Genomic DNA, 23,406 nt, shown 5'->3' on the forward strand with positions numbered 1-23,406 from the left:
GCCGACAAAAGTGGCCCCGGCGAGGTACCGGGGCCACTTTTGCGAGCGCTTACAGGCGTACGGGAAAAGGGTCTGTCAGCTCGTGCCCCCGCCGCCGCCCATGCCGGGCTCGACGGTCATCTGCTGCGCGCCGGTGACCCGCGGTGCCTTGCCGGTGCGGCGGGTGCGCCGTCCGAGCCAGCCCGCGAACGCGGTGAGCAGCGAATTCACGATGATGTAGATGATCGCGGCCACGATCGCGGCCTGCACCACGTTGCCGAAGTTGGCCGAGAGGTTGTTGACGCCCAGCTGGATCAGCTCGTTGTACGAGATGATGTAGCCGAGCGCGGTGTCCTTGACCAGCACGACCAGCTGGCTGACGATCACCGGCAGCATCGCCCGGGCCGCCTGCGGGATGAGGATCTGGCTCATCACCTGGCCCTTGCGCATGCCGATCGCGTACGCAGCCTCGCTCTGCCCGCGGGGCACCGAGTAGACGCCGGCGCGGAAGGCCTCGGCCAGCACCGATCCGTTGTAGAGGGTCAGACCGAGGACCACGGCCCAGAAGATCGACATCGGCTCTTCGGTGATGAACGGCACCCCGAAGAAGATGAAGAACATCAGGAGCAGCAGCGGTACGGCCCGGAAGAACTCGACAACCGCACCGGCGGGCCACCGGACCCACCAGTGGTCGCTGAGCCGGCCGACCGCGAACAGCACACCGAACACCAGCGACAGCACCATCGCGACCGCGGCCGCCTTGATGGTGCCCCACAGGCCGGGGAGGATGTAGTCGGTCCAGGTGCTCGACTGGGTGAACGGCTTCCAGAGGTTGGCGTCCCACTGGCCCTTCGCGTCGAAGCGCGAGTAGATCCACCAGAGCAGCCCGAGCACCGCGATCCCGAAGACTACGGTCAGGACGAGGTTGCGGACCTTGGCCTTGGGCCCCGGGTGGTCATACAAGACGGCATCGGTGCTCATCGTTTCACCGCCAGGCGGTTGGCCAGCCAGCCGAACGCGTAACCGGTGGGGATCAGGAAGAGGGCGAACGTGCCGGCGAACACCAGGAAGATCGGGATGACCGCGTCGCCGTTCGCGTTGATCAGTTCCTTCATCGCGTTGGACGACTCCATCAGGCCGATCGTGCCGACGATGGTCGAGTTCTTGCAGAGCGCGATCAGGATGCTGCCCAGCGGCGCGATCACGGCCCGGCCGGCCTGCGGCAGGATCACGATCGTCAGCGTCTGGCGGAACGTCATGCCGATCGCCCGGGCCGCCTCGGCCTGACCGGCGGGCACCGTGTTGATGCCCGAGCGGATCGCCTCACACACGAACGCGGCGGTGTAGACGGCGAGGCCGATCGCGCCGAGCCAGAAGTTGTTGAGGTTGATGTCGTCCGAGAGCGACAGGCCCAGCGTCGAGAACAGGCCGAAGTAACAGAAGAAGATGATCAGCGTGAGCGGGGTGTTCCGGAAGGTGTTGACCCAGGCGGTGCCGAAGCCGCGCAGCACCGGGACCGGCGACACCCGCATCGCGGCCAGCAGCACGCCGAGCACCAGGGCCCCCACGCCACCGGCCAGCGTGAGCTTCAGGATCCAGAGGAACCCGGTGAGATATACGTCCCGGTTCAACGCATCGGAGAAGACGTCCATCGGCACCTTCGATTGAAAGAGGTGTGGAAAACAACATCGGCGGGGCCGGTCGCCCGGCCCCGCCGACTAGAAAAGGATCAGCTGCAGTTGGTCAGCTTGGACGTGTCGAGCTCCGGCGCCGCCGTGCCGCTCTTGCCGAGCGTGTCGTCCCAGGCCTTCTTGTACGACCCGTCGGTGGCCGCCGTCTTCAGGATCTCGTTGATCTTGTTGCAGCCCGCGGTGTCGTCCTTCTTGAGGCCGATGCCGTAGGGCTCCTCGCTGAAGGGCTTGCCGACGACCTTGAACTTGCCCGCGTACTGGTCCTGGGCGGCGTAACCGGCGAGGATGATGTCGTCGGTGGTGACCGCGTCGACCTGACCGCCGGCCAGCGCCGTCACGCACTTGGAGTACGTGTCGAACTGCTGGAGCTGGGCGTCCTTGTGCTCTTCCTGGATCCGCTTGGCCGGCGTCGAGCCGCTGACCGAGCAGACCTTCTTGCCGGCGATGTTGTCCACGCCGGTGATCGTCGAGTTGGTCGGGACCAGCAGGTCCTGGCCGGCGATGTAGTAGGGGCCGCCGAAGTTGACGACCTTCTTGCGCTCGTCGTTGATCGTGTAGGTGGCCACCACGATGTCGACCTGACCCTGCTGGATGTAGGGCTCACGGTTGGCCGAGACGGTGGTCTTCCACTCGATGCCGGAGTCCGGAACGCCCAGGCCCTTCGCGATGATCTTGCCGATCTCGACGTCGAAGCCGGTGTAGGTGCTGCCGGTCTGCAGACCCAGGCCGGGCTGGTCGGCCTTGACGCCGATCACGAGCTTGCCGCCCGCGGCCTTGCCCTCGATGCCACTGGCACCGCCGCTGCCGGTGCCCTCGTCGTCCCCGCCGCACGCGGCCACGGCGAGCGCCATGGTGAGCGCTCCGAACGTGGCAGCCAATCGGGTGATGCGCATGATTTCGCTCCTCGAATTCGTATCCGCTTATGGATCAACAGCTAGTGCGTGAGGATTTTGGAGAGGAAGTCCTTGGCACGGTCACTCTTCGGATTGGCGAAGAACTCGGCCGGGGGAGCGGACTCGACGAGCTGGCCGTCGGCCATGAAGACCACGCGGTTGGCCGCGTGGCGGGCGAAGCCCATCTCGTGGGTGACGACCACCATCGTCATGCCCTCCTTGGCGAGCGAGGTCATCACCTCGAGCACCTCGCCGACCATCTCGGGGTCGAGGGCGCTGGTGGGCTCGTCGAAGAGCATCGCCTTGGGCTGCATGGCCAGGGCGCGGGCGATGGCGACGCGCTGCTGCTGGCCGCCGGAGAGCTGGGCCGGATATTTCTCGGCCTGGTTGCCGATGCCGACCCGGTCGAGCAGGGACATGGCCCGGTCGCGGACGACGGCGGGCTTCTCCTTGCGCACCTTGGTCGGGCCGAGCATGACGTTCTGCAGGATCGTCTTGTGCGCGAACAGGTTGAACGACTGGAACACCATGCCGACCTCGCTGCGCAGCCGCGCCAGCGGGCGACCCTCGGCCGGCAGGGGCTGTCCGTCGAAGGTGATGGTGCCGTCGTTGATCGGCTCGAGTCGGTTGATCGAGCGGCACAGCGTCGACTTGCCGGACCCCGACGGTCCGATCACGACAACCACCTCGCCCTTGGCAACGGAGAGACTCACGTTGTCGAGAACGTGCAGCGGACCGAACCACTTGTTGACCTTGTCGAGGACGATGAGAGCCTCGTCGGACACTGCTGGACCACCGTCCCTGTTCTGGCGGATCACCCGGATGGGCACACTCTATGTGGGCGGTTGTATCGGTTCACACCGAGAATGGTCACGGAGCGGTAACACGGACAGTGCGCGGCGCGAGCATTGTCCACCATGTTCGGTATGGCTGACATGGATCCGACAGGCGGCCTTTGGAACTGGGCGGCCGCATCGTCCCTTGATTCGGATCGCGTGTGTGGTGCCCTCGCGGGTGCCCTCGAGCGGAATGTCGTGCTCCTGGACTCGACGGAGATCGACAACGCTGTGTTGTGCGACGTCTATCACGTCAATGGTGACTTTCCGACACTGATAGATGTGTATCTGGCACCCGAGAGCCTGGCCGAGACCACGGCGGCCAGCGCGGTCGCGGTCCGGCTGGAGGTCGCGATCCTGCTCCCGGACGACTCCCTCAACCCGACGCGTTACGTGCTGGCCGAACCCGACGGGAGTCTCCGGCTCGTGCACGTCGACGAGGTCGAGACCGACGACGGTCCCGTACGCCGGCACATGCGCCCCTGCACGGGCGACGACCCCGCGTGCGCAGCCGGGCCGGAGGAGGAGGCCGCCTAGGCGCAGTTGGTGAACTTCGACGTGTCGAGTGTCGGCGCCGCCGTGCCGCTCGCACCGAGCGTCTTGGTCCAGGCCTTCTTGTACGACCCGTCGGCGGCCGCGGCCGTGAGGATGTCGTTGATCCGCTGACAGCCGGCGGTGTCGTTCCGGCGCAGGCCGATCCCGTACGGCTCCTCGCTGAACGGCTTGCCGACCAGCTTGAACTTGCCCGCGTACTGCTTCTGCACGGCGTAGCCGGTGAGGATGATGTCGTCGGTGGTGACCGCGTCGACCTGATCGCCGGCCAGCGCCGTCATGCATTTGAGGTACGTGTCGAACTGCTGGAGCTGGGCGTCCTGGTAGTTCGACTTGATCCGGTTGGCCGGGGTCGAGCCGCTGACCGAACAGACCCGCTTGCCCGCGAGATCGTCCGGGCCGCTGATCGTCGACGCGGTCGGGACCAGCAGGTCCTGGCCGGCGATGAAGTAGGGGCCGCCGAAGTTGACGACCTTCTTCCGCGCCTCGTTGATCGTGTAGGTCGCGATGACCAGGTCGACCTGACCACCCCGGAGGTAGGGCTCGCGGTTGGCCGACACGATGGTCATCCACTCGATGCGGGACTCGGCGACGCCCAGACCCTTCGCGATGATCTTGCCGATCTCGATGTCGAAGCCGGTGTAGGTGCCGCCGCGGTGCAGGCCGAGGCCGGGCTGGTCGGCCTTGACGCCGATCACCAGCTTGCCCGCGGCGACCCGGCTCGCGATGCTGGCGTCGACCGTCTCTCCGCCACCATCGGTGACGGTGGCCGCCTCGTCGCTCCCGCCGCAGGCCGCCGCGGCCAGCGCCAGGGTGAGTGCTGCGAGCGCGGCCGCCGGCCGAGAGATGCGCATGCGCCGAATCTATGGGTGCGATCACCGGGTATTGCCCAGAGATCGGTTACGGAGCGGTAACTCGGCCCGAGGAGAACGCCGTCTGAAGCCAGGCCGAGAAAGCGCGTACCCTGCCTATTGCCATGACTACTGAAATCGCCGGCGCCTCCCGCACGTACGACGTGCGCACTTACGGCTGCCAGATGAACGTGCACGACAGCGAGCGCATCTCCGGACTGATGGAGGATGCGGGCTACGTCCGTGCCGCCGATCCCGAGTCGGCCGACGTCGTGGTCTTCAACACCTGCGCCGTACGGGAAAATGCCGACAACCGCCTCTACGGCAACCTCGGCCACCTGCGCCCGACCAAGGTCAAAAACCCGGACATGCAGATCGCGGTCGGCGGCTGCCTGGCCCAGAAGGACCGCGGCGACATCGTCAAGAAGGCACCCTGGGTCGACGTCGTCTTCGGCACCCACAACATCGGCTCGCTGCCCGCCCTGCTCGAACGCGCCCGGCACAACCAGGAGGCCGAGGTCGAGATCCTCGAGTCGCTCGAGGTCTTCCCCTCCACGCTGCCGACCAAGCGCGAGTCGACGTACGCGGGCTGGGTCTCGATCTCCGTGGGCTGCAACAACACCTGCACGTTCTGCATCGTGCCGTCGCTGCGCGGCAAGGAGAAGGACCGTCGGCCGGGCGAGATCCTGGCCGAGGTCGAAGCGCTGACCAAAGAGGGTGTCCTCGAGGTCACGCTGCTCGGGCAGAACGTCAACTCCTACGGCGTCGAGTTCGGCGACCGGCTCGCCTTCGGCAAACTGCTGCGGGCCACCGGCGAGATCGAGGGCCTCGAGCGGGTGCGGTTCACCAGCCCGCACCCCAAAGACTTCACCGACGACGTGATCGCCGCGATGGCCGAGACGCCCAACGTCTGCCACTCGCTGCACATGCCGCTGCAGTCCGGCTCCGACCGCGTGCTCAAGGCCATGCGGCGCAGCTACCGCCAGGAGAAATACCTCGGCATCATCGACAAGGTGCGGGCGGCGATGCCCGACGCCGCGATCACGACCGACATCATCGTCGGCTTCCCGGGCGAGACCGACGACGATTTCGAGCAGACCCTCGAGGTCGTGCGCCGGGCCCGGTTCTCCAGCGCGTTCACCTTCCAATACTCGAAGCGCCCGGGCACGCCCGCCGCGACGATGGACGAGCAGCTGCCCAAGGCGGTCGTCCAGGAGCGCTACGAGCGGCTGATCACGCTGCTCGAAGAGATCACCTGGGCCGAGAACAAAAAGCTCGTCGGCGAAAAGGTCGAGGTGCTCGTCGCGGTCGGTGAGGGCCGCAAGGACGACCGTACGGGCCGGCTCAGTGGCCGGGCCCGCGACGGCCGGCTGGTCCACTTCGCGACCGGCGATCTCACCCCGCGCCCGGGCGACATCGTCGATACCGTGGTGACCTACGCGGCGCCGCACCACCTGAACGCCGACGGCCTGCCGCTCAGCCATCGGCGGACGCGGGCCGGCGACGCGTTCGAGGCGGGCCGCACCCCGAAGCTCAAGGGAGTGTCGCTCGGCCTGCCGTCACTCGGTGTCCCGGCTCCGCTGCCGGCGGCCGAGGGCTGCTCGCTCTGATCATTTCGGTCAGCGCTCTCGTCGCGGGTGGGTCGGGTGCCTCGCCCGCCACCGCGACCAGCACGCGCCGCCCTCGGCCGGGCAGGGGCACGACGCGGACGCGCTCGTTGCGATGTGCCGCCAGCGCCAGCCCCGGCAGGGTGGTGACCCCGAGGTTGCGCGCGACCAGTTGCTGCACCGCCACGTAGTCGTCGGTGGTGAACCGGATGTCCGGCGTGAACCCCTCGGCGGCGCACGCCCGCAGCAGTTCGGCCCGGCAGCGCTCGCAGCCGCCGATCCACCGTCGCCCGCGATGGTCGGCCAGCCCGTCACCGGCCCAGTCCAGCGGCGTGACCAGGTAGGTCTCGTCCTCGAAGAGCTCCTCGGTGCGCAGACCGGTCACGTCCTCATGTGTGAAGATCACCGCCACGTCCACCTCGCCGCGGCGCAGCAGATCGATCGCCGCGGGCGGCTCGGCCTCCCGGAACCGAAGATCGATTCCCGGGTACGCCTCGTCGAACGCGGCCGCCGCGACGGGCACGAACGTGCCGAGCGCCGACGGAAAAGCGGCTAGCCGTACGCGCCCCGCCCGCAGCCCCGCATGGGCGGCCAGTTCCTCCTCGGCCGCGTCGAGCCGGCCCAGGATCTCTTCGGCCCGGTCGGCCAGCAGGCGACCCGCCTCGGTCAGCCGTATGCCGCGCCCGGACCGCTGCACCAGCCGGGAGCCGGTCTCGGCCTCGAGCCGGGCCAGATGGTGGCTGACCGACGGCTGGGCGTAGTGGAGCGCCTCGGCCGCGGCGGTGACACTGCCGTGCCGGGCGACGGCGGCCAGCACGCGCAGACGGGTGACGTCGAGCATTCATCAATCGTATCTATGGCTTTTCAAGAAGAACGGCATTGGACCGATGGATGCCGTTGCCGCGACGATCGAGTCATGGACTTCTCCTACGCCGACGTGCGAGCCGCCAAGATCTCTTTGCCGCCCACCCCGATGTGGTCGTACCCGGTACTCAACGCCGCCGTGGGCGCGACGGTGCACGTGAAGCACGAGAACGTCCAGCCGATCGGCGCGTTCAAGATCCGGGGCGCCCTGAACCTGCTCGCCACCTCACCCGGCCGGGGCATCGTCACCTATTCGACCGGCAACCACGCCCAGGCCATGGCGTACGCGAGCCACCAGTACGACACCCCGTGCACCGTCGTCATGCCGCAGGCGGCCAGCCCGACCAAAATCGCCGCCGTACGCGCGTGGGGCGCCACGGTCGTCCTGGCCGGCGCCAACCTCGGCGAGTCCGAGGCGCACGCGGTCGAGCTGGCCGCCTCGACCGGTCACCGCCTGGTCAGCCCCGGTGACACCCCCGAGCTGCTGGCCGGCGTCGGCACCCTGTACGACGAGATCCTCACCGCGCGCCCGAACCTGTCCGCCATCGTCGTGCCGGTCGGCAGCGGAACCGGCGCCGCCGCCGCATCCGTCGTGGCCGCCGAGCTGGCGCCCACCTGCGAGATCATCGGTGTGCAGTCGGCGTCGTCGCCCGCCGCCCACGATTCGTGGCGCTCCGCCTCGCTCGTGACGCGCCCCAACCAGACCCGGGTCGAGGGCCTGGCCACCGGCCGCGGTTACGAGCTGCCCCAGCAGATCATGTGCAAGCTGATGAGCGACTTCGTGCTGGTCCCCGACGACCGCATCGTCGAGGCCCAGCGAATGCTCGCCTCGGCGGCGCACACCCTGGCCGAGGGCGCCGGGGCGGCCGCGCTGGCCGCCGTGCTGGAGTTTCCCGAGCGCTTCGCGGGCCGCGAGATCGCCGTCGTCTGCTCCGGCGGCAACGCCTCCCCGGCTGAGCTGGCTCTGATCGCTTCGCAGGCCAACTAGCCATACCCCGCCCACCCTGGGGGACGAGCCCAGCCCAGCCTATCGAAGGCGGCGCGGCGCACGGCCGGGTTGTCCACAGGCCACGAGTTTGTCCACAGGCGCGCTGACACAGCGTCACCGACGAGCGGCGTTGTCCTTCACTAGTCAACGGGAACGGCCGCCCCGCGACACAGGGTCGAGAGGCGGCCGGACGGCGTACGGGAAAAGAATCTCAGTTGGCCTGCTCAGCCAGGGCCAGGAACTGCTTCTTCGAGTTGAGCGCCTGCTCGGCCTCGCGGATGCGCTTGGCGTCACCGGCCGACTTGGCCCGCTCGAGACGCTGCTCGGCCTCAGCCACCTGCTCGCGCATCTGCTGGAGCAGCGGGTTGTCCTGCGGCGTGGTCTTGCGCCAGGCCGAGTCCATCGCCACGCGGATGCGCTCCTCGGCGGCCCGCCAGCGACGGTCGAGCGACGCCGACGACTCGCGGGGAACCCGGCCCGCGTCGTGCCACGCGGCCTGGGCGTCGCGCAGCTTGTTCTGCGCACCGCGCGGGTCGGCGTCGACGTCGAGCGCCTCGACCTCGGCCAGGATCGCCTGCTTCTTGTCGAGGTTGCCCTTGTATTCGGCGTCGCGAGCCGAGAAGACCTCGCTGCGGCGGGTGAAGAACGCGTCCTGCGCGGCCCGGAAGCGTTCCCAGAGGCGCTGCTCGGCCTCCTTGGCGGCGCGCGGGGCGGCCTTCCACTCGGCCATCAGGTCTTTGAGCCGGTTGGCCGTGGACGACCACTCGGTCGACTCGGACAGGCTCTCGGCCTCGGTGACCAGATCTTCCTTGGCCGTCTGGGCCTGCTTGCGCTGGCCGTCGAGGGTGGCGAAGTGGGCGCCCCGGCGGCGGGTGAAGCCGTCCCGCGCGGTGGCGAAGCGCTTCCACAGCTCACCGTCGGTCTTCTTGTCGACGCCGCGGATCGTCTTCCACTCGTCGAGGATCTCCTTGAGCCGGTCGCCGGCCGACTTCCAGCCGGTGGAGTCGGCGGCGATCTTCTCGGCCTCCTCGACCAGCGCGGTCTTGCGGGCGACGGCCTCGGTGCGGGCCGTCTCGCGGGCCGCCCGGGCCTCGCCGGCCTTTTCGTCGGCCAGCGTGGCCAGGCGCTCGAGCCGGTTGGTGAGCCCGTCGATGTCACCGACCACGTGCGCCTCGTCGAGCTGCTGGCGCAGCCGCTTCACGCTGGTCAGCGAGTGTGACGCGTCGGCCGCGCCGGACTTGAGGCGGGCCTCGACGAGCTCGACCTCGGTCACGAGGTCGGCGAAGCGCCGCGCGAAGTGGGCCAAGCCTTCCTCGGGGGTGCCCGCCTGCCAGGAGCCGACCACCCGGTCGCCCTCAGCGGTCTTCACGTACACGGTGCCGTCGGCATCCACGCGCCCGAAGGCCGTCCAGTCGTTCATGACCCATCCTCGTCTTCCCGGCATCTCCGATCCCGTGGGACCGGCGACCACCGCCACAGCGCAGTCGAACGCCTAGCTTCTCTACGGCATTCTTTCTCGCGCATTGTCACAGGTCCAACCCGGTTACGGGGAAGCGCCCGCCGATGACCGTGGCCAAACCTTGTCCTACCGTTGCTCCGTGCCGTCAGCAGGAGCTCCGCGCGTGATCACCGTCGTCGGGCCGACCGCGGCCGGAAAGTCCGCGCTCAGCCTCGATCTCGCCCGGGAACTCGGCGGCGAGGTGGTCAACGCCGACTCGATGCAGCTCTACCGGGGCATGGACATCGGCACGGCGAAACTCACCCTCGGTGAGCGCGAAGGGGTGAATCATCACCTCCTCGACATCTGGGACGTGACGGTCCCGGCCGCCGTCGCCGAATACCAGGGACTGGCCCGGGCGGCGATCGACGACATCCACGCCCGGGGGCGGGTGCCGCTGCTCGTCGGCGGGTCCGGCCTCTATATCCGGGCGGTTCTCGAGGAGTTCGAGTTCCCGGGCACCGATCCGGCCATCCGGGCCCGGCTCGAGGAGGAGCTGGCCCGGGTCGGCCCGGAAGAGATGCACGACAGGCTGAGAAGCCGGGACCCGATGGCGGCCGGCAAGATCCTTCCCTCGAACGGGCGGCGTATCGTCCGCGCGCTCGAGGTGATCGAGATGACCGGGCAGCCGTTCACCGCTTCGCTGCCGGCGCCCACTCCTTATTACCCGTCGGTGCAGATCGGGGTCGACCGGGAGACCGGTGCGCTGGACGAGCGGATCGCGCTGCGGGTCGAGCTGATGTGGGCGGCCGGGCTGCTCGACGAGGTGCGCGCGCTGATTCCCCAAGGGCTGCGCGAGGGGCGGACGGCGAGCCGGGCGCTGGGCTATCAGCAGGCGCTGGCCGAGATCGACGGCGAGATGACAAACGAAGAAGCCAAGGCCGACACCGTACGGGGAACTCGCCGTTTCGTCCGGAGACAGCGCTCCTGGTTCCGGCGTGACCCGTCGATCACCTGGCTCGACGGAGGCTCGCCGACGCTGTTGGCGGACGCGCTCGCGCTTACGGGATGATGGTCCGGTGAGATTCACCAAGGGCCACGGCACCGGCAACGACTTTGTGATCATCGAGGATGTCGACGGCGCCCTCGACCTGACCGCGGAGCAGGTCGCCGACCTCTGCCACCGCCGGTTCGGCATCGGGGCCGACGGCGTGCTCCGGGTCGTGCGCAGCGCCAAGGATCCGGCCGGCGCCGGGATGGCGTCCGAGGCCGAGTGGTTCATGGATTACCGCAACAGCGACGGTTCGATCGCCGAGATGTGTGGCAACGGCGTGCGCGTGTTCACCCGCTACCTGGTCGAGAACGGCCTCGCCCCGGTCGATCAAAAAGGCATTACGGTCGCGACGCGGGCCGGCGTCGTGGTCGCGGTGGTCGAGGGCGACGAGATCCGCGTACGGATGCGAAGCCCTCGCGTGTACGCGGCCAGCACCGCCACCACCGGCCCGCTGACGTTCCCGGGCGTGGCCGTCGACTGCGGCAACCCGCACCTGGTCTGCGGTCTGCACGACAGCCTGCCCCTCTCGTCGCTCGACCTGCACCTGGCCCCCGGCTACGACAAATCGCTGTTCGCGAGCGGGGTCAACGTCGAGTTCGTCGTCCCCGCGCCCGCGCTGCCCGAGACCGACCTGCACGTCGCGATGCGTGTCTACGAGCGTGGCTCGGGCGAGACGCTGTCCTGCGGTTCGGGCGCGCTCGCGGTCGGCGCGGTCGCCCTGCGTGACGCCGGTCTGGCCATGGGCACGGTCGCGGTCGACCTGCCCGGCGGCCGCCTCACGGTGACCCACGACGATCAGGACGGCTGGTGGCTGGCCGGTCCGGCCGTGCTGGTGGCCACCGGCGACACCCTCTGATGCACAACGTCGCGCACCGCGGCTATTCCTTCGTCGCGCCCGAGAACACGCTGCCCGCTTTCGAGGCCGCCGTCCGGGCGGGTGCCACCCACGTCGAGTTCGACGTACGCACCACCGCCGACGACGTCCCGGTGGTGATCCACGACCGCACACTCGACCGCACGACGTCCGGGTCCGGGCACGTCTGGGATTTCCCGTACGAAACGGTGGCCGCTCTCGACGCCGGTTCCTGGTTCTCGCCCGCCTACGCCGACGTGCGCGTCCCCTCGCTGGCCGAGGTGCTCGACCTGGTCCAGGGCCCCGAACTGCTCCTCGAGATCAAGCCGCCCGCCACGCTGTCCCAGGTCAAGACCATCCTCGAACTGGTCGCCGCCGCCGGTGTGCGCGACCGCACGATCGTGCAGAGCTTCGACCCGGCGATCGTGGCCCTGGTCCGCGAGGTCGATCCGGCCGTACGCCGTGGCCTGCTCCGCCTGCGCTTCGAGCCCGGCACAGTGGCACTGGCCGACGAGCTCGAGGTCGTCTACCTGAACCCGTCGACCGCCGACGTCCTCGGCGACCCGGGCACGGTGGCCGCCCTGACCGCCCGCGGCATCGACGTGATGCCGTGGACGGCCAACGACATGGCCGTGTGGCCGGTTCTCGCCCAGGCCGGGATCGCCGGCCTGATCACCGACCGGGTGGCCGAGCTGACCGGCTGGCTCGCCCGTTAGAAGGTCTCTTCGGGCGCCGTCTCTAGGTCGGCCTCGGGCAGGGCCGCCACGTTGTGCGCCGCCGCCGGTCCCTTCACGGCCGCCCGGATCGCCGCCGCCACGGCCGGGGTGACCTTGGGGTCGAAGACGCTCGGGATGATGACCGTGGGGTTGAGCTTGTCCTCGCCCACCACGTCGGCGATGGCCCGGGCCGCGGCCAGCGCCATCTCCTCGGTGAACTCCTCGGCACTCACGTCGAGCATGCCGCGGAATACGCCGGGGAAGGCCAGCACGTTGTTGATCTGGTTGGGCTGGTCGGACCGGCCGGTGGCGACGACCGCGGCGTGCTTGCGGGCCTCCCGGGGGTCGACCTCGGGGTCGGGGTTGGCCAGCGCGAACACGATCGACTTCTCGGCCATCTTCGCGATGTCGTCGCCGGTGAGCAGGTTGGGCGCGCTCACGCCGATGAACACGTCGGCGCCCACGATCGCGCCGGGCAGGTCACCCGAGTAGTTGCTCTTGTTCGTGTGGTCGGCCAGCCACTGCCACGTCTCCGACATCTCGGCCATGCCGCGGTGCAGAGCGCCCTTCCGGTCGTACGCGATGATGTCGCCCACGCCCTGGCGGAGCAGCAGCTTCATGATCGCCGTGCCCGCGGCGCCCGCCCCGGACACCACGACCCGGACGTCCTCGAGCCTCTTGCCGACCACCCGCAGCGCGTTGGTCAGGGCGGCGAGCACGCAGATGGCGGTTCCGTGCTGATCGTCGTGGAAGACCGGAATGTCCAGCTGCTCGCGCAGGCGGGCCTCGATCTCGAAGCAGCGCGGCGCGGCGATGTCCTCGAGGTTGATGCCGCCGTAGGCCGGGGCGATCGCCTTCACGATCTTGACGATCTCGTCGGTGTCCTGCGTGTCGAGCACGACCGGCCACGCGTCCACGCCGCCGAACCGCTTGAACAGGGCGGCCTTGCCCTCCATGACCGGCATCGCGGCGGCCGGGCCGATGTTGCCCAGGCCCAGCACGGCCGAGCCGTCGCTGACCACGGCCACGGTGTTGCGCTTGATGGTCAGGCGACGGGCGTCGGCCGGATTTTCGGCGATCGCCATGCAGACCCGGGCCACGCCGGGCGTGTAGGCGCGGGAGAGCTCGTCACGGTTGCGCAGCGCGACCTTGGACGAGACCTCGATCTTGCCGCCCAGGTGCAGCAGGAAGGTGCGGTCGGAGACCTTGCGGACGTCGACGCCGTCCTGCTCCTCCAGCTGCTTGACGACCTGGTCGGCGTGGTTGGAGTCGGCCGTGTCACAGGTGAGGTCGACGAGTACGCGAGTGGGGTCCGAGTCGACCACGTCGAGGGCCGTCACGATGGCGCCGGCCTCGCCGACGCAGGTGGTGAGCCGGCCGATGGACGAGGCGTCCGCGGTAACGGCTATCCGGATCGTGATCGAGAATCCTGCGCTCGGCAGGCGGGTCGTCACCACGGTGTTCCCTCCGACATTGGTGGGTGCGTCACCGTAATCTTGCCCCCGCGGAATATTGGTTTCCCATCGGGTCGTTGTAGTAGGCCCAGGCACACCCTCGAAAACGCCCGGCCACGTTATGTGGATGCGTCCGTCACCGTGACGTGCCACGATCGGGGCCGAGGAGGTCACCTTTTGCGAAACTCTTACCAGGCACCCGTACTAGATCTTGACGAGCCGGATGTCACGTCCGGCGACCTCGAGCTCGAGGAGCGGCACTCGCTGCGGCGGGTCGCCGGCCTCTCCACCGAGCTCACCGACATCACCGAGGTCGAGTACCGGCAGCTGCGGCTGGAGCGGGTCGTCCTGGTCGGCGTGTGGACCGAGGGCAGCGTCTCCGACGCGGAAAACTCTCTGACCGAGCTGGCCGCGCTGGCCGAGACCGCCGGTTCCCAGGTCCTCGAGGGCCTGATCCAGCGGCGTTCCCGTCCCGACACGGCCACCTTCATCGGCCGGGGCAAGGTCGACGAACTGCGTGATGCGGTCGTGGCCACCGGGGCCGACACGGTCATCTGCGACGGCGAGCTCTCCCCTTCGCAGCTGCGGAATCTCGAGCAGCAGGTCAAGGTCAAGGTCGTTGACCGGACGGCGCTGATCCTCGACATCTTCGCCCAGCACGCGAAGAGCAAAGAGGGTAAGGCCCAGGTCGAGCTGGCCCAGCTGCAGTACCTGCTCCCGCGTCTGCGCGGCTGGGGTGAGTCGCTCTCCCGGCAGGGTGGTGGCGCCGGTGGTGGCTCGGGCGGTGGTGGCGTCGGGACGCGTGGTCCCGGTGAGACCAAGCTCGAGACCGACCGTCGCCGGATCAACCAGCGCATCGCCAAGCTGCGCCGGGAGATCAAGGCCATGCGCACCGTACGCCAGACCAAGCGTTCCCGCCGGGCCAGCAGCGGGACGCCGGCCGTGGCGATCGCCGGCTACACCAACGCCGGCAAGTCCAGCCTGCTCAACCGTCTGACCCAGGCCGGTGTGCTGGTCGAGGACGCGCTGTTCGCCACGCTCGACCCGACCACCCGGCGCACGGCGGCCGAAGACGGTCGTGTCTACACGCTCTCCGACACCGTCGGGTTCGTCCGCCACCTGCCGCACCAGATCGTGGAGGCGTTCCGCTCCACGCTCGAAGAGGTGTCGTACGCCGATCTCGTCGTCCACGTAGTCGATGGTGCCCACCCCGACCCCGAGGGTCAGGTCAGCGCCGTCCGCGAGGTGCTGGCCGAGGTCAGCGCCGACGCGATCCCCGAGCTGCTGGTGATCAACAAGGTGGACGCCTCCGACGAGGAGACCCTGCTGCGGTTGAAGCGCACGTGGCCCGACGCCGTCTTCGTGTCGGCCCACTCGGGTCAGGGCATCGCCGAGCTGCACCAGGCGATCGCCGCGAAGCTGCCTCGCCCGGCGGTCGATATGCGAGTTCTGCTGCCTTACGACCGTGGTGATCTGGTCGCCCGGATTCATCGGACCGGTCAGGTACTCCAGACCCGCCATGTGGAGGAGGGAACCGAGTTGCGGATCCTCGTCGATGAGCGGTTGGCCAACGAGCTGGAGTCGTACCAGCACTGAGCGTTTCTCACGACACGGTCCTGGGCTGGGCGTTGATTAACGCGTAACACCGGCACGCGACGCCGCATGCGACACTGATCGGATGCGGCGTCTCGTGTTCCCGGCCATCGTGGCTTCCGGGCTGGTGATGGTGGGTCCGTCGGCGGTGTTCGCCCAGGAACCGGCCCCGACGGTCAGCGCGCCCTCGGTGGCCGGCAAGAAGATGTGCCAGATCAAGGACGAGCGGATCACCGAGGCGTCCGGCCTGGTGGCCACGGCGTCGGGCTACGTCGTGGTGAACGACAGCACGAGCGACAACGCCAACAAGCGGATCTTCTTCCTCAACGCGCAGTGCGAGGTCGCCGACACCGTCAAATACAGCGGCAAGGGCCAGCTCGACCCGGAAGACCTGATCCTCTCGCCCGACGGCAAGACGCTGTGGGTCGCCGACATCGGCGACAACGACTTCGACAACGACAAGAGCCGCCCCACCATCGGCCTCTGGTCGTTGCCGGCCACCGGCAAAGGCGAGCCCGTGCTGCACCGGCTTTCCTACCCCGAGGGCGACAAGCACGACGCCGAGGCGATGCTGCTGAACGGCGACGGCACCCCGCTGATCATCACCAAAGAGATCGGCAAGCCGGCCGGCATCTACAAGCCGACCGGCCCGCTCAAGGACAACAACACCGAGGGCGTCCCGATGCAGCGCGTCGGCGAGATCCAGCCCTCGGCCACGCAGACCGCCGGCGGCCCGTACGCCCGCATCGGCAACAAGACGATCAGCGGTGGCGCGGTGGCCCCCGGCGGCGGCAAGGTCGCGCTGCGCACCTACACCGACGCGCTCGAGTGGGACGTGCAGAACGGCGACGTGCTGTCGGCCATCAAGAACAAGCCGCGCACGACCGGCCTGCCGAACGAGACGCTGGGCGAGTCGATCGCCTACAGCCCCGACGGCAAGTTCTTCTACACGACCTCGGACATGAACGGCGAGAAGGAACCGCCCAACTACATCCTTCGCTACACGCCGGCCACCTCGGTCGCGGCCAACGTCAAGGACAGCTCGGCCGAGGGCAGCGGCGACAAGTGGTACGCCAACCTCGAGCTCAGCGACATCACCTATGCCGTGGGCGGGGTCGGGCTGCTCGGCCTGATCCTGGTCGGCGTCGGCGTGCTGGGGATCGTCAAGCACCGTCGCCGGGTGGCCGGGTCGCCGGTCGCGTCGGACGGCGACGATGACGCCCGCAAGCCGCGCGGCAACGACCCCGAACTGATCGGTGTCGGCGGGGCGCCGCCGCCGAAGGCCGGTGTCTACGGCGGCGGGGCCCGCTCGGGCCCGGCCGCGCCGAAGGCCGGTGTCTACGGCGGTGGCCAGAAGCCCAACGGGGTCTACGGCGGCTCGCCGGAAAAGGCGCAGCCCGCTCGGGCCGGTGTCTACGGTGGACCGAAGGGCGGCGGCCAGGGCCAGCCTCCGCGCGGTCCGCAGGGTCAGCCTCCGCGCGGTCCGCAGGGTCAGCCCCCGCGTGGCCCGCAAGGCCAGCCTCCGCGTGGCCCCCAGGGTCAGCCGCCCCGGGGTCCGCAGGGTCAGCCTCCGCGCGGTCCGCAGGGTCAGCCCCCGCGTGGCCCACAGGGCCAGCCTCCGCGCGGTCAGCAGCCGCCGCCCCGGGGACAGCAACCGCCCCGGGGACAGCAGCCTCCGCGCGGTGGTGGCGGTGGCGGTGTCTACGGCGGCGGTGGTGGCCGGCCCCCGCAGGCGAACAATGGCTACAACGAATACCAGAGCCGGCCCGAGGGCCGATACGGTCCTCGGCGCTGAACCGAGTGTGGCGGGCGGGTCTTCGGACCCGCCCGCTTTCTCTTCGGGCTCAGACCCGCCGCAGGACGGCCACGACGCGGCCCATGATGGTCGCGTCGTCGCCCGGGATCGGGTCGAACGCGGGGTTGGCCGGCATCAGCCAGACGTGCCCGTCGCGCTGGCGGTAGCTCTTCACCGTCGCCTCGCCGTCGATCATCGCGGCCACGATGTCGCCCGCGTTCGCGTTCGGCTGCTGGCGCACGACGACCCAGTCGCCGTTGCAGATGGCCGCGTCGATCATCGAGTCGCCCTTGACCTCGAGCATGAAGACCTCGCCCTCGCCGACCAGCTCGCGCGGCAGCGGGAAGAACTCCTCGACGGCCTGCTCGGCCAGGATCGGGCCACCGGCGGCGATGCGGCCGACGAGCGGCACGTAGGCCGGCTGGGGCCGGGCCGAGCGCAGGCCTTCCTCGTCGACCATCTCGCTGGGGGAGCGCACGTCGACGGCACGCGGCCGGTTGGGGTCACGGCGCAGGAAGCCCTTGGTCTCGAGCGCCTTCAGCTGATAGGCCACGCTGGACGGTGAGACCAGGCCGACCGCCTCGCCGATCTCGCGCACGCTGGGCGGATAGCCGTAGCGCTCCACCCAGTCGCGGATGAACTCGAGAATGCGCTTCTGCCGGGCGGTGAGGTCGGCGGTGACCGGCTCGGGGAACTGGCTGACCACCGGGGTGACCGAGCGCAGCTGCGGCGCGTCGGCGGAACGGCCGCGGCTCGGTGTGCGGCGGCGCAGTGCGGCGCCGCTGTCTGGCTTGGTCTGGTGTTGCCGGCTGCTCGTCCGGTCGTCGGTCGACACGTCCGCCCTCCCTGTCGGCCAGTGCCTCGCGGCACGTGGTGCGTCTCGCGTTCGCGGAGCCGGGTGACGGACGCCGTGGGGATGGCGTCGGCCCGGCTGAACCCCTCTTGAGGGAAGACCGTAATGGCGCGGTACGACATATTCAAACATCTGTACGACATTCTTCCGGCGTGTCGCCCGGAAGTGCTCGACTTCCGTACGCGTGTTCTGATAAATCTTCGGACGGGTGTTCGATCGAACGCCTGTCCGAGGGGTCATCTTCCGTGGGGGCGAACAGCATGGTGGCGAACGAGGTGCGGCACGTCGAGGCTCCGCTCCGCCTGACCCGCCGGGGTCGCGCGGTCGTCCTCCTCTTCCTCGTCCTCCTGGCGTCGCTCGCCAGTGCCGTGTTGTTCACCACCGCGTCGCGGGCCGAGGAATCGCCCGCCGGTCCGCCCCCGACGGTCGTCGTCCGGTCGGGTGACACGTTGTGGGACATTGCCGCCCGCACAGCGCCGCAGCGTGACGGTCAGAGGGCCGTGGAAGAGTTGCGCCGGCTCAACGGCCTGTCGGGCTACAGCGTGGCCGCCGGTGATGTTTTGATCTTGCCGCGGGCCGCCTGACTTCAGCGGTCCGTGACCGCCGGTCCACCGCTCGTGTCGTGTCGGAAAATACGGCGCGCCGCCCCGCCGCTGAGCTTGCGCCCGCGTCCGCCGCGGCATAGCGTCTACCCCAACATCTAGTAGTTACAAGGGTGTAAGTCATCCACTGGTTGGGGTTTACCTCCCCCGGTCATCCACACGCTGTAACGGCGCGGGCTGGTTCTCACCAGCTTCGACGCCGTGTTTTGGCGTGTCCGGATGCTGTCGGGAGGGGCTCGGAAGGGGTTCACGGTGCGCTGTCCGTACTGTCGCCACGCCGATTCTCGCGTGGTCGACTCGCGCGAGGCCGACGACGGTCAGCTGATCCGTCGCCGTCGATCGTGCCCCGAGTGCGGCAAGCGGTTCACCACGGTCGAGGAAGCGATCCTCGCGGTGGTGAAGCGGAGCGGGGTCACCGAGCCGTTCAGCCGGGCCAAAATCATGAGTGGGGTCCGCAAGGCCTGCCAGGGCCGGCCCGTCGACGAGGACTCGATCGCGCTGCTGGCGCAGAAGGTCGAGGAGACCGTCCGGGCCAAGGGCGCGGCCGAGGTGCCCAGCCACGAGGTGGGCCTGGCGATCCTGGCCCCGCTGCGTGATCTCGACCAGGTGGCTTACCTCCGGTTCGCCAGTGTTTACAAGTCCTTCGACTCGCTGGACGAGTTCGAGAAGGAGATCAGTGCGTTGCGCGAGGCGGCGATCGCCCGCGAGACCGGGGCCAGGCACCCCGTGACTCCGCGGTCCAGCGGTCGCGCACCACGCGCCTGACGACGTAGTAGCGGCATTTTTTCCGAGGGGGAGCAGTATGGCCGGGGACGGCATCACAGCAGGTCGGCAGCGCAGCCGTACGAACGGCTCGAGCGCGGCCGGCGGGGGGCTGCGGGTCGAGCGGGTCTGGACGACCGAGGGGATCCACCCGTACGACGAGATCGAGTGGGAACGCCGCGACGTCGTCATGACGAACTGGCGGGACGGCTCGATCAACTTCGAGCAGAAGGGTGTCGAGTTCCCGGTCGCGTGGAGTGTCAACGCGGCGAACATCGTCACCACCAAGTACTTCCGCGGCGCGGTCGGCACGGCCGACCGTGAGTGGTCGCTCAAGCAGCTGATCGACCGGGTCGTCTCGACCTACCGCAAGGCGGGCGAGAAGAACGGCTACTTCGCCACTAAGGCCGACGCCGAACTGTTCGACCACGAGCTGACCTGGATGCTGCTGCACCAGGTGTTCAGCTTCAACTCGCCGGTCTGGTTCAACGTCGGCACCAAGTCGCCGCAGCAGGTCAGCGCGTGCTTCATCCTGTCGGTGGACGACTCGATGGACTCGATCCTCGACTGGTACAAGGAAGAGGGCCTGATCTTCAAGGGCGGTTCGGGCTCCGGCGTGAACCTGTCCCGCATCCGCTCGTCCAAGGAACTGCTGTCGTCCGGGGGGACCGCCAGCGGGCCGGTGAGCTTCATGCGCGGCGCCGACGCGAGCGCCGGAACGATCAAGTCGGGCGGCGCCACCCGCCGGGCGGCCAAGATGGTCATCCTCGACGTCGACCACCCCGACATCGAGGAGTTCGTCCGCACCAAGGCGCGCGAGGAAGACAAGATCCGCGCCCTGCGGGACGCCGGCTTCGACATGGACCTCGGCGGCGACGACATCGTCTCCGTGCAGTACCAGAACGCCAACAACTCGGTCCGGGTCAGCAACGAGTTCATGAAGGCGTACGAGGAAGGCACCGAGTTCGGCCTGCGCGGCCGGCTCGACGGCGAGGTGATCGAGACCATCGACGCCAAGAAGCTCTTCCGCGACATCGCCCAGGCCGCCTGGGAGTGCGCCGACCCCGGTCTGCAGTACGACGACACGATCAACGACTGGCACACCAACCCCGAGACCGGCCGGATCACCGCGTCCAACCCGTGCTCGGAGTACATGTCGCTGGACGACTCGTCCTGCAACCTGGCCTCGCTCAACCTGATGAAGTTCCTCAAGGCCGACGGCGGCTTCGAGACCGAGAAGTTCGTCAAGAGCGTCGAGTTCATCATCACCGCGATGGAGATCTCGATCTCGTTCGCCGACTTCCCGACCGAGAAGATCGGCGTCACCACCCGGGCCTACCGGCAGCTGGGCATCGGCTATGCCAACATCGGCGCCCTGCTGATGGCGTCCGGCCTGCCCTACGACTCGGAGGCCGGCCGCAGTGTGGCCGCCGCCATCACCTCGCTGATGACCGGCACGGCATACCGCCGTTCGGCCGAGCTGGCCGGCGTCGTGGGCCCGTACGAGGGATACGCCCGCAACGCCGAGGCGCACAAGCGCGTCATGCGCAAGCACGCCGCCGCCAGCGACGACATCCGCCCGGTCAACGCCGTGGCCACCGAGCTCGCCCGCGCCGCCACCAAGCAGTGGCAGGACGGCCTCAAGATCGGTGAGAAGAACGGCTGGCGCAACGCCCAGGCGTCGGTGCTCGCCCCGACCGGCACCATCGGCCTGATGATGGACTGCGACACCACCGGCATCGAGCCCGACCTGGCCCTGGTCAAGTTCAAGAAGCTCGTCGGCGGCGGCTCGATGCAGATCGTCAACCAGACGGTGCCGCGCGCGCTGCGCACCCTCGGCTACCCCGAGGAGCAGGTCGAGGCGATCGTCGAGCACATCTCCGACCACGGCAACGTGGTGGACGCGCCGGGCCTCAAGCCCGAGCACTACTCCATCTTCGACTGCGCCATGGGCGAGCGCGTGATCGCGCCGCTCGGCCACGTGCGCATGATGGCCGCGGTGCAGCCGTTCATCTCGGGTGCCATCTCCAAGACGGTCAACATGCCCGAGTCGGCGACCGTGGAAGAGATCGAGGAGATCCACTACCAGGGCTGGAAGCTCGGCCTGAAGGCGCTCGCGATCTACCGCGACAACTGCAAGGTCGGCCAGCCGCTGTCGGCCGCGGGCAAGAAGAAGAACGCCGCGACCCCCGAGGTCCCGGCCGCCGTCGCGGCCGAGATCGAGAAGGTCGTCGAGAAGGTCATCGAGTACCGCCCGGTCCGCAAGCGCCTGCCCAAGAAGCGCCCGTCCGAGACGGTGTCCTTCTCGGTCGGTGGCGCCGAGGGTTACCTCACCGCGTCGTCCTACCCCGACGACGGCCTCGGCGAGGTCTTCCTGAAGATGTCGAAGCAGGGTTCGACGCTGGCCGGTGTCATGGACGCCTTCTCCGTCGCGATCTCGATAGGACTGCAGTACGGCGTCCCGCTCGAGACCTACGTCGGCAAGTTCACGAACATGCGCTTCGAGCCGGCCGGCATGACCGACGACCCGGACGTGCGCATGGCGGCGTCGGTGATGGACTACATCTTCCGTCGTCTGGCGCTCGACTTCCTCCCGTACGACACCCGGGCCGACCTGGGCATCTTCACGGCGAAGGAGCGCGCGGCGCAGGTGCAGGCCGAGGCCGCCGCCGAGGCCGCCGCGGTCGACCAGGCCGTGACCACGCTGGCCGCGTCGGCTCCGGTGTCCGCGCCGGTCGGTGCGGTGTCGGCCCCGGTCGAGGCCAAGGCCCCGGTCGCCGAGCCGGAGAAGCCCGCGCCCACCGCGGTCGGTTCCTCGACGGAACTGCTCGAGATCGTGATGGGCCAGTCGGCCGACGCGCCGCTCTGCTTCACCTGCGGCACCAAGATGCGCCGGGCCGGCAGCTGCTACGTGTGCGAGGGCTGCGGCTCCACGTCCGGCTGCAGCTGATCCACTAAGAGAAATGGCCCCCGGACCGCGAGGTCCGGGGGCCACTTTTCTTTCGCTTACGGCAGCAGCACGTTGTCGACCGTGGTGACGGTGCCGAGGCTCAGGGCGACCTCATCGGCCTCGTCGTACGAGAGCTTCTGGTACGCCCACTGCTCGACCGCGTCCTCGTCGGCCGCGCGGAAGGCGACCTTGACCCGCCACGGCGACAGCTTGTCGAACTGGTAACGCCCGTCGGCGTCGGTGGTGGTCTGCAGCTCGAACGCCGTCTCGGTGAGGAAACGGACGCTGGCCCCGGCCACCGGCGCCCCCGCGGCGTCGGTGAGGCGGCCCGTCAGCGTCGCGGCGGTCAGCAGCCGGTCGTTGACCCGCACGGTACGACCCGAGGCGACCGGGAAGTGCCGGGCCTGCTCGCTGTCGGTGGTGTGCGGCGCGTACTGGCGCAGGTAGCCGTCGATGAACTTGACGGTGTAGTCGGTGCCGGGCTGCACCTTCAGCGTGTACCGGCCGGTCGCGCTGGTGGTGGTCTCCCAGAACCGGGCGTTCTCGTAGTTGTCGGCCACGACCCGTACGTTCGCGGCCGGGGAGCCGTTCGCGGTGACCAGCCGGCCGCTGATGATGCCGGCCGCGGTGACGATGCTGTTGGCCCGTGTGCCGCGTCCGGCTGCTACGGCGTACGAGGTCGCGGTCTCCTGGGAACGTTGACCGGGTGCCCAGTCGGACCAGCCGCCCAGCCCGATCTGCACCTTGTAGCGGCCCGCCTCGAGAGCGGGGATCCGCCAGCGGCCGGCGCTGTCGGTGGTGGTCCGGGCGACGGCGTCCCCGGCCTGGTTGTCATCGGCGTAGACGCTGATCCCGGCGTCCGCGACGATGGCGCCGCGGGTGTCGCGGACGGCGCCGGACAGGCTGCCGGTGTCCGTGGCGGCCAGGGCCGGGCCGGCTCCGCCGATCACGGCGCCGGTGCCGGCCAGAGCGACGGCGAGAGCGGATCTGATGAACGTGGATCGCTGCACTTCGTGTCCCTTTCGGTGGGTGACGTGCCGCGAACGCTATTCGTGCCCGGTTGTCACCGGCCGGC

Annotated in this window: 21 protein-coding genes; 11 read left to right on the top strand and 10 right to left on the bottom strand. The window is 69.1% G+C overall.

Annotated elements, in window-relative coordinates; translation table 11 throughout:
* Nucleotides 1-75: 75 nt before the first annotated feature.
* From KOI35_RS02190 to KOI35_RS02205, 4 genes are all read right to left on the bottom strand, one after another.
* The gene (locus KOI35_RS02190; RefSeq protein WP_215784278.1) at nt 76-960 is read right to left on the bottom strand and encodes an amino acid ABC transporter permease; all 885 of its coding nucleotides are present in this window, start codon (nt 958-960) and stop codon (nt 76-78) included.
* Nucleotides 957-1,631 (bottom strand): amino acid ABC transporter permease, encoded by a 675-nt coding sequence (locus tag KOI35_RS02195; RefSeq protein ID WP_215784279.1) that lies wholly within the window; start codon nt 1,629-1,631, stop codon nt 957-959. Before KOI35_RS02195 ends, KOI35_RS02190 begins: the two co-directional genes overlap by 4 nt.
* A 77-nt stretch (nt 1,632-1,708) precedes the next feature.
* Entirely contained in the window at nt 1,709-2,563 is an 855-nt protein-coding gene (locus KOI35_RS02200) for a glutamate ABC transporter substrate-binding protein (RefSeq protein ID WP_215784280.1), read from the bottom strand.
* 41 nt (nt 2,564-2,604) lie between these two features.
* Nucleotides 2,605-3,348, bottom strand: coding sequence for an amino acid ABC transporter ATP-binding protein (locus tag KOI35_RS02205; RefSeq protein WP_215784281.1), 744 nt, complete (start codon nt 3,346-3,348; stop codon nt 2,605-2,607).
* 333 nt (nt 3,349-3,681) lie between these two features.
* Here KOI35_RS02205 and KOI35_RS47005 point away from each other — a divergent pair, with 333 nt between their 5' ends.
* On the top strand, nt 3,682-3,936 hold the full coding sequence (locus tag KOI35_RS47005) for a hypothetical protein (protein ID WP_246612360.1): 255 nt from the start codon (nt 3,682-3,684) through the stop codon (nt 3,934-3,936).
* On the opposite strand, the gene KOI35_RS02215 is transcribed toward KOI35_RS47005, so the two are convergent.
* Entirely contained in the window at nt 3,933-4,805 is an 873-nt protein-coding gene (locus tag KOI35_RS02215; protein WP_215784283.1) for a glutamate ABC transporter substrate-binding protein, read from the bottom strand. The genes KOI35_RS47005 and KOI35_RS02215 overlap by 4 nt on opposite strands.
* 122 nt (nt 4,806-4,927) lie before the next feature.
* Between KOI35_RS02215 and miaB the strand changes: the two genes are divergently transcribed.
* Nucleotides 4,928-6,412 carry a tRNA (N6-isopentenyl adenosine(37)-C2)-methylthiotransferase MiaB gene (gene miaB / locus KOI35_RS02220; protein ID WP_215784284.1) on the top strand — a complete coding sequence of 495 codons (1,485 nt, stop codon included), beginning with the start codon at nt 4,928-4,930 and terminating at the stop codon, nt 6,410-6,412.
* Here miaB and KOI35_RS02225 read toward each other — a convergent pair.
* The gene (locus KOI35_RS02225; RefSeq protein WP_215784285.1) at nt 6,336-7,250 is read right to left on the bottom strand and encodes a LysR family transcriptional regulator; all 915 of its coding nucleotides are present in this window, start codon (nt 7,248-7,250) and stop codon (nt 6,336-6,338) included. The two genes, miaB and KOI35_RS02225, sit on opposite strands and share 77 nt — an antisense overlap.
* Nucleotides 7,251-7,325: 75 nt before the next feature.
* Between KOI35_RS02225 and KOI35_RS02230 the strand changes: the two genes are divergently transcribed.
* A complete protein-coding gene (locus KOI35_RS02230) occupies nt 7,326-8,261 on the top strand; it encodes a threonine ammonia-lyase (RefSeq protein ID WP_215784286.1) in 936 nt (311 codons plus the stop codon).
* A 211-nt stretch (nt 8,262-8,472) separates the two neighbouring features.
* Here the strand turns inward: KOI35_RS02230 and KOI35_RS02235 are convergent, their stop codons facing one another.
* Entirely contained in the window at nt 8,473-9,681 is a 1,209-nt protein-coding gene (locus KOI35_RS02235; protein ID WP_215784287.1) for a DUF349 domain-containing protein, read from the bottom strand.
* A gap of 160 nt (nt 9,682-9,841) precedes the next feature.
* On the opposite strand from KOI35_RS02235, the gene miaA reads away from it, so the two are divergent.
* The 3 genes from miaA to KOI35_RS02250 are packed head-to-tail and all read left to right on the top strand — an operon-like array spanning nt 9,842 to nt 12,322.
* Nucleotides 9,842-10,771: a tRNA (adenosine(37)-N6)-dimethylallyltransferase MiaA gene (miaA, locus tag KOI35_RS02240; RefSeq protein ID WP_246612361.1), complete on the top strand. Its 930-nt coding sequence runs from the start codon at nt 9,842-9,844 to the stop codon at nt 10,769-10,771.
* Between the two features lie 7 nt (nt 10,772-10,778).
* A complete protein-coding gene (gene dapF, locus KOI35_RS02245; RefSeq protein ID WP_215784288.1) occupies nt 10,779-11,609 on the top strand; it encodes a diaminopimelate epimerase in 831 nt (276 codons plus the stop codon).
* On the top strand, nt 11,609-12,322 hold the full coding sequence (locus KOI35_RS02250) for a glycerophosphodiester phosphodiesterase (RefSeq protein WP_215784289.1): 714 nt from the start codon (nt 11,609-11,611) through the stop codon (nt 12,320-12,322). Before dapF ends, KOI35_RS02250 begins: the two co-directional genes overlap by 1 nt.
* Here KOI35_RS02250 and KOI35_RS02255 read toward each other — a convergent pair.
* Nucleotides 12,319-13,779 carry an NAD-dependent malic enzyme gene (locus tag KOI35_RS02255; protein WP_215784290.1) on the bottom strand — a complete coding sequence of 487 codons (1,461 nt, stop codon included), beginning with the start codon at nt 13,777-13,779 and terminating at the stop codon, nt 12,319-12,321. The two genes, KOI35_RS02250 and KOI35_RS02255, sit on opposite strands and share 4 nt — an antisense overlap.
* A 174-nt stretch (nt 13,780-13,953) precedes the next feature.
* Here KOI35_RS02255 and hflX point away from each other — a divergent pair, with 174 nt between their 5' ends.
* Both hflX and KOI35_RS02265 read left to right on the top strand, forming a co-directional pair.
* Nucleotides 13,954-15,372: a GTPase HflX gene (gene hflX / locus KOI35_RS02260; protein WP_215784291.1), complete on the top strand. Its 1,419-nt coding sequence runs from the start codon at nt 13,954-13,956 to the stop codon at nt 15,370-15,372.
* Nucleotides 15,373-15,454: 82 nt separating this feature from the next.
* The gene (locus KOI35_RS02265) at nt 15,455-17,164 is read left to right on the top strand and encodes a hypothetical protein (protein WP_215784292.1); all 1,710 of its coding nucleotides are present in this window, start codon (nt 15,455-15,457) and stop codon (nt 17,162-17,164) included.
* Between the two features lie 49 nt (nt 17,165-17,213).
* On the opposite strand, the gene lexA is transcribed toward KOI35_RS02265, so the two are convergent.
* A complete protein-coding gene (gene lexA, locus KOI35_RS02270; protein ID WP_215784293.1) occupies nt 17,214-17,999 on the bottom strand; it encodes a transcriptional repressor LexA in 786 nt (261 codons plus the stop codon).
* A 263-nt stretch (nt 18,000-18,262) separates the two neighbouring features.
* Between lexA and KOI35_RS02275 the strand changes: the two genes are divergently transcribed.
* The 3 genes from KOI35_RS02275 (at nt 18,263) to KOI35_RS02285 (ending at nt 22,331) form a co-directional block, all read left to right on the top strand.
* A complete protein-coding gene (locus KOI35_RS02275) occupies nt 18,263-18,601 on the top strand; it encodes a LysM peptidoglycan-binding domain-containing protein (protein WP_308120742.1) in 339 nt (112 codons plus the stop codon).
* A gap of 270 nt (nt 18,602-18,871) precedes the next feature.
* Nucleotides 18,872-19,384, top strand: coding sequence for a transcriptional regulator NrdR (gene nrdR, locus KOI35_RS02280; RefSeq protein WP_215784294.1), 513 nt, complete (start codon nt 18,872-18,874; stop codon nt 19,382-19,384).
* 37 nt (nt 19,385-19,421) lie between these two features.
* Nucleotides 19,422-22,331: a vitamin B12-dependent ribonucleotide reductase gene (locus KOI35_RS02285; protein WP_215784295.1), complete on the top strand. Its 2,910-nt coding sequence runs from the start codon at nt 19,422-19,424 to the stop codon at nt 22,329-22,331.
* A 56-nt stretch (nt 22,332-22,387) separates the two neighbouring features.
* Here the strand turns inward: KOI35_RS02285 and KOI35_RS02290 are convergent, their stop codons facing one another.
* Nucleotides 22,388-23,341 (bottom strand): carboxypeptidase-like regulatory domain-containing protein, encoded by a 954-nt coding sequence (locus KOI35_RS02290; RefSeq protein WP_215784296.1) that lies wholly within the window; start codon nt 23,339-23,341, stop codon nt 22,388-22,390.
* Nucleotides 23,342-23,406: the final 65 nt, after the last annotated feature.

The sequence above is a fragment of the Paractinoplanes bogorensis genome (assembly GCF_018829635.1).
GTDB lineage: Bacteria > Actinomycetota > Actinomycetes > Mycobacteriales > Micromonosporaceae > Actinoplanes > Actinoplanes bogorensis.

What these genes read in the sequence shown, in the direction of transcription:
- KOI35_RS02235 (WP_215784287.1), bottom strand. Translation starts at nt 9,681, where the DNA reads ATGAACGACTGGACGGCCTTCGGGCGCGTGGATGCCGACGGCACCGTG.
- KOI35_RS02225 (WP_215784285.1), bottom strand. Translation starts at nt 7,250, where the DNA reads ATGCTCGACGTCACCCGTCTGCGCGTGCTGGCCGCCGTCGCCCGGCAC.
- KOI35_RS02215 (WP_215784283.1), bottom strand. Translation starts at nt 4,805, where the DNA reads ATGCGCATCTCTCGGCCGGCGGCCGCGCTCGCAGCACTCACCCTGGCG.
- miaB (WP_215784284.1), top strand. Translation starts at nt 4,928, where the DNA reads ATGACTACTGAAATCGCCGGCGCCTCCCGCACGTACGACGTGCGCACT.
- KOI35_RS02200 (WP_215784280.1), bottom strand. Translation starts at nt 2,563, where the DNA reads ATGCGCATCACCCGATTGGCTGCCACGTTCGGAGCGCTCACCATGGCG.
- KOI35_RS02285 (WP_215784295.1), top strand. Translation starts at nt 19,422, where the DNA reads ATGGCCGGGGACGGCATCACAGCAGGTCGGCAGCGCAGCCGTACGAAC.
- KOI35_RS02250 (WP_215784289.1), top strand. Translation starts at nt 11,609, where the DNA reads ATGCACAACGTCGCGCACCGCGGCTATTCCTTCGTCGCGCCCGAGAAC.
- KOI35_RS02230 (WP_215784286.1), top strand. Translation starts at nt 7,326, where the DNA reads ATGGACTTCTCCTACGCCGACGTGCGAGCCGCCAAGATCTCTTTGCCG.
- KOI35_RS02265 (WP_215784292.1), top strand. Translation starts at nt 15,455, where the DNA reads ATGCGGCGTCTCGTGTTCCCGGCCATCGTGGCTTCCGGGCTGGTGATG.
- KOI35_RS02195 (WP_215784279.1), bottom strand. Translation starts at nt 1,631, where the DNA reads ATGGACGTCTTCTCCGATGCGTTGAACCGGGACGTATATCTCACCGGG.
- KOI35_RS02190 (WP_215784278.1), bottom strand. Translation starts at nt 960, where the DNA reads ATGAGCACCGATGCCGTCTTGTATGACCACCCGGGGCCCAAGGCCAAG.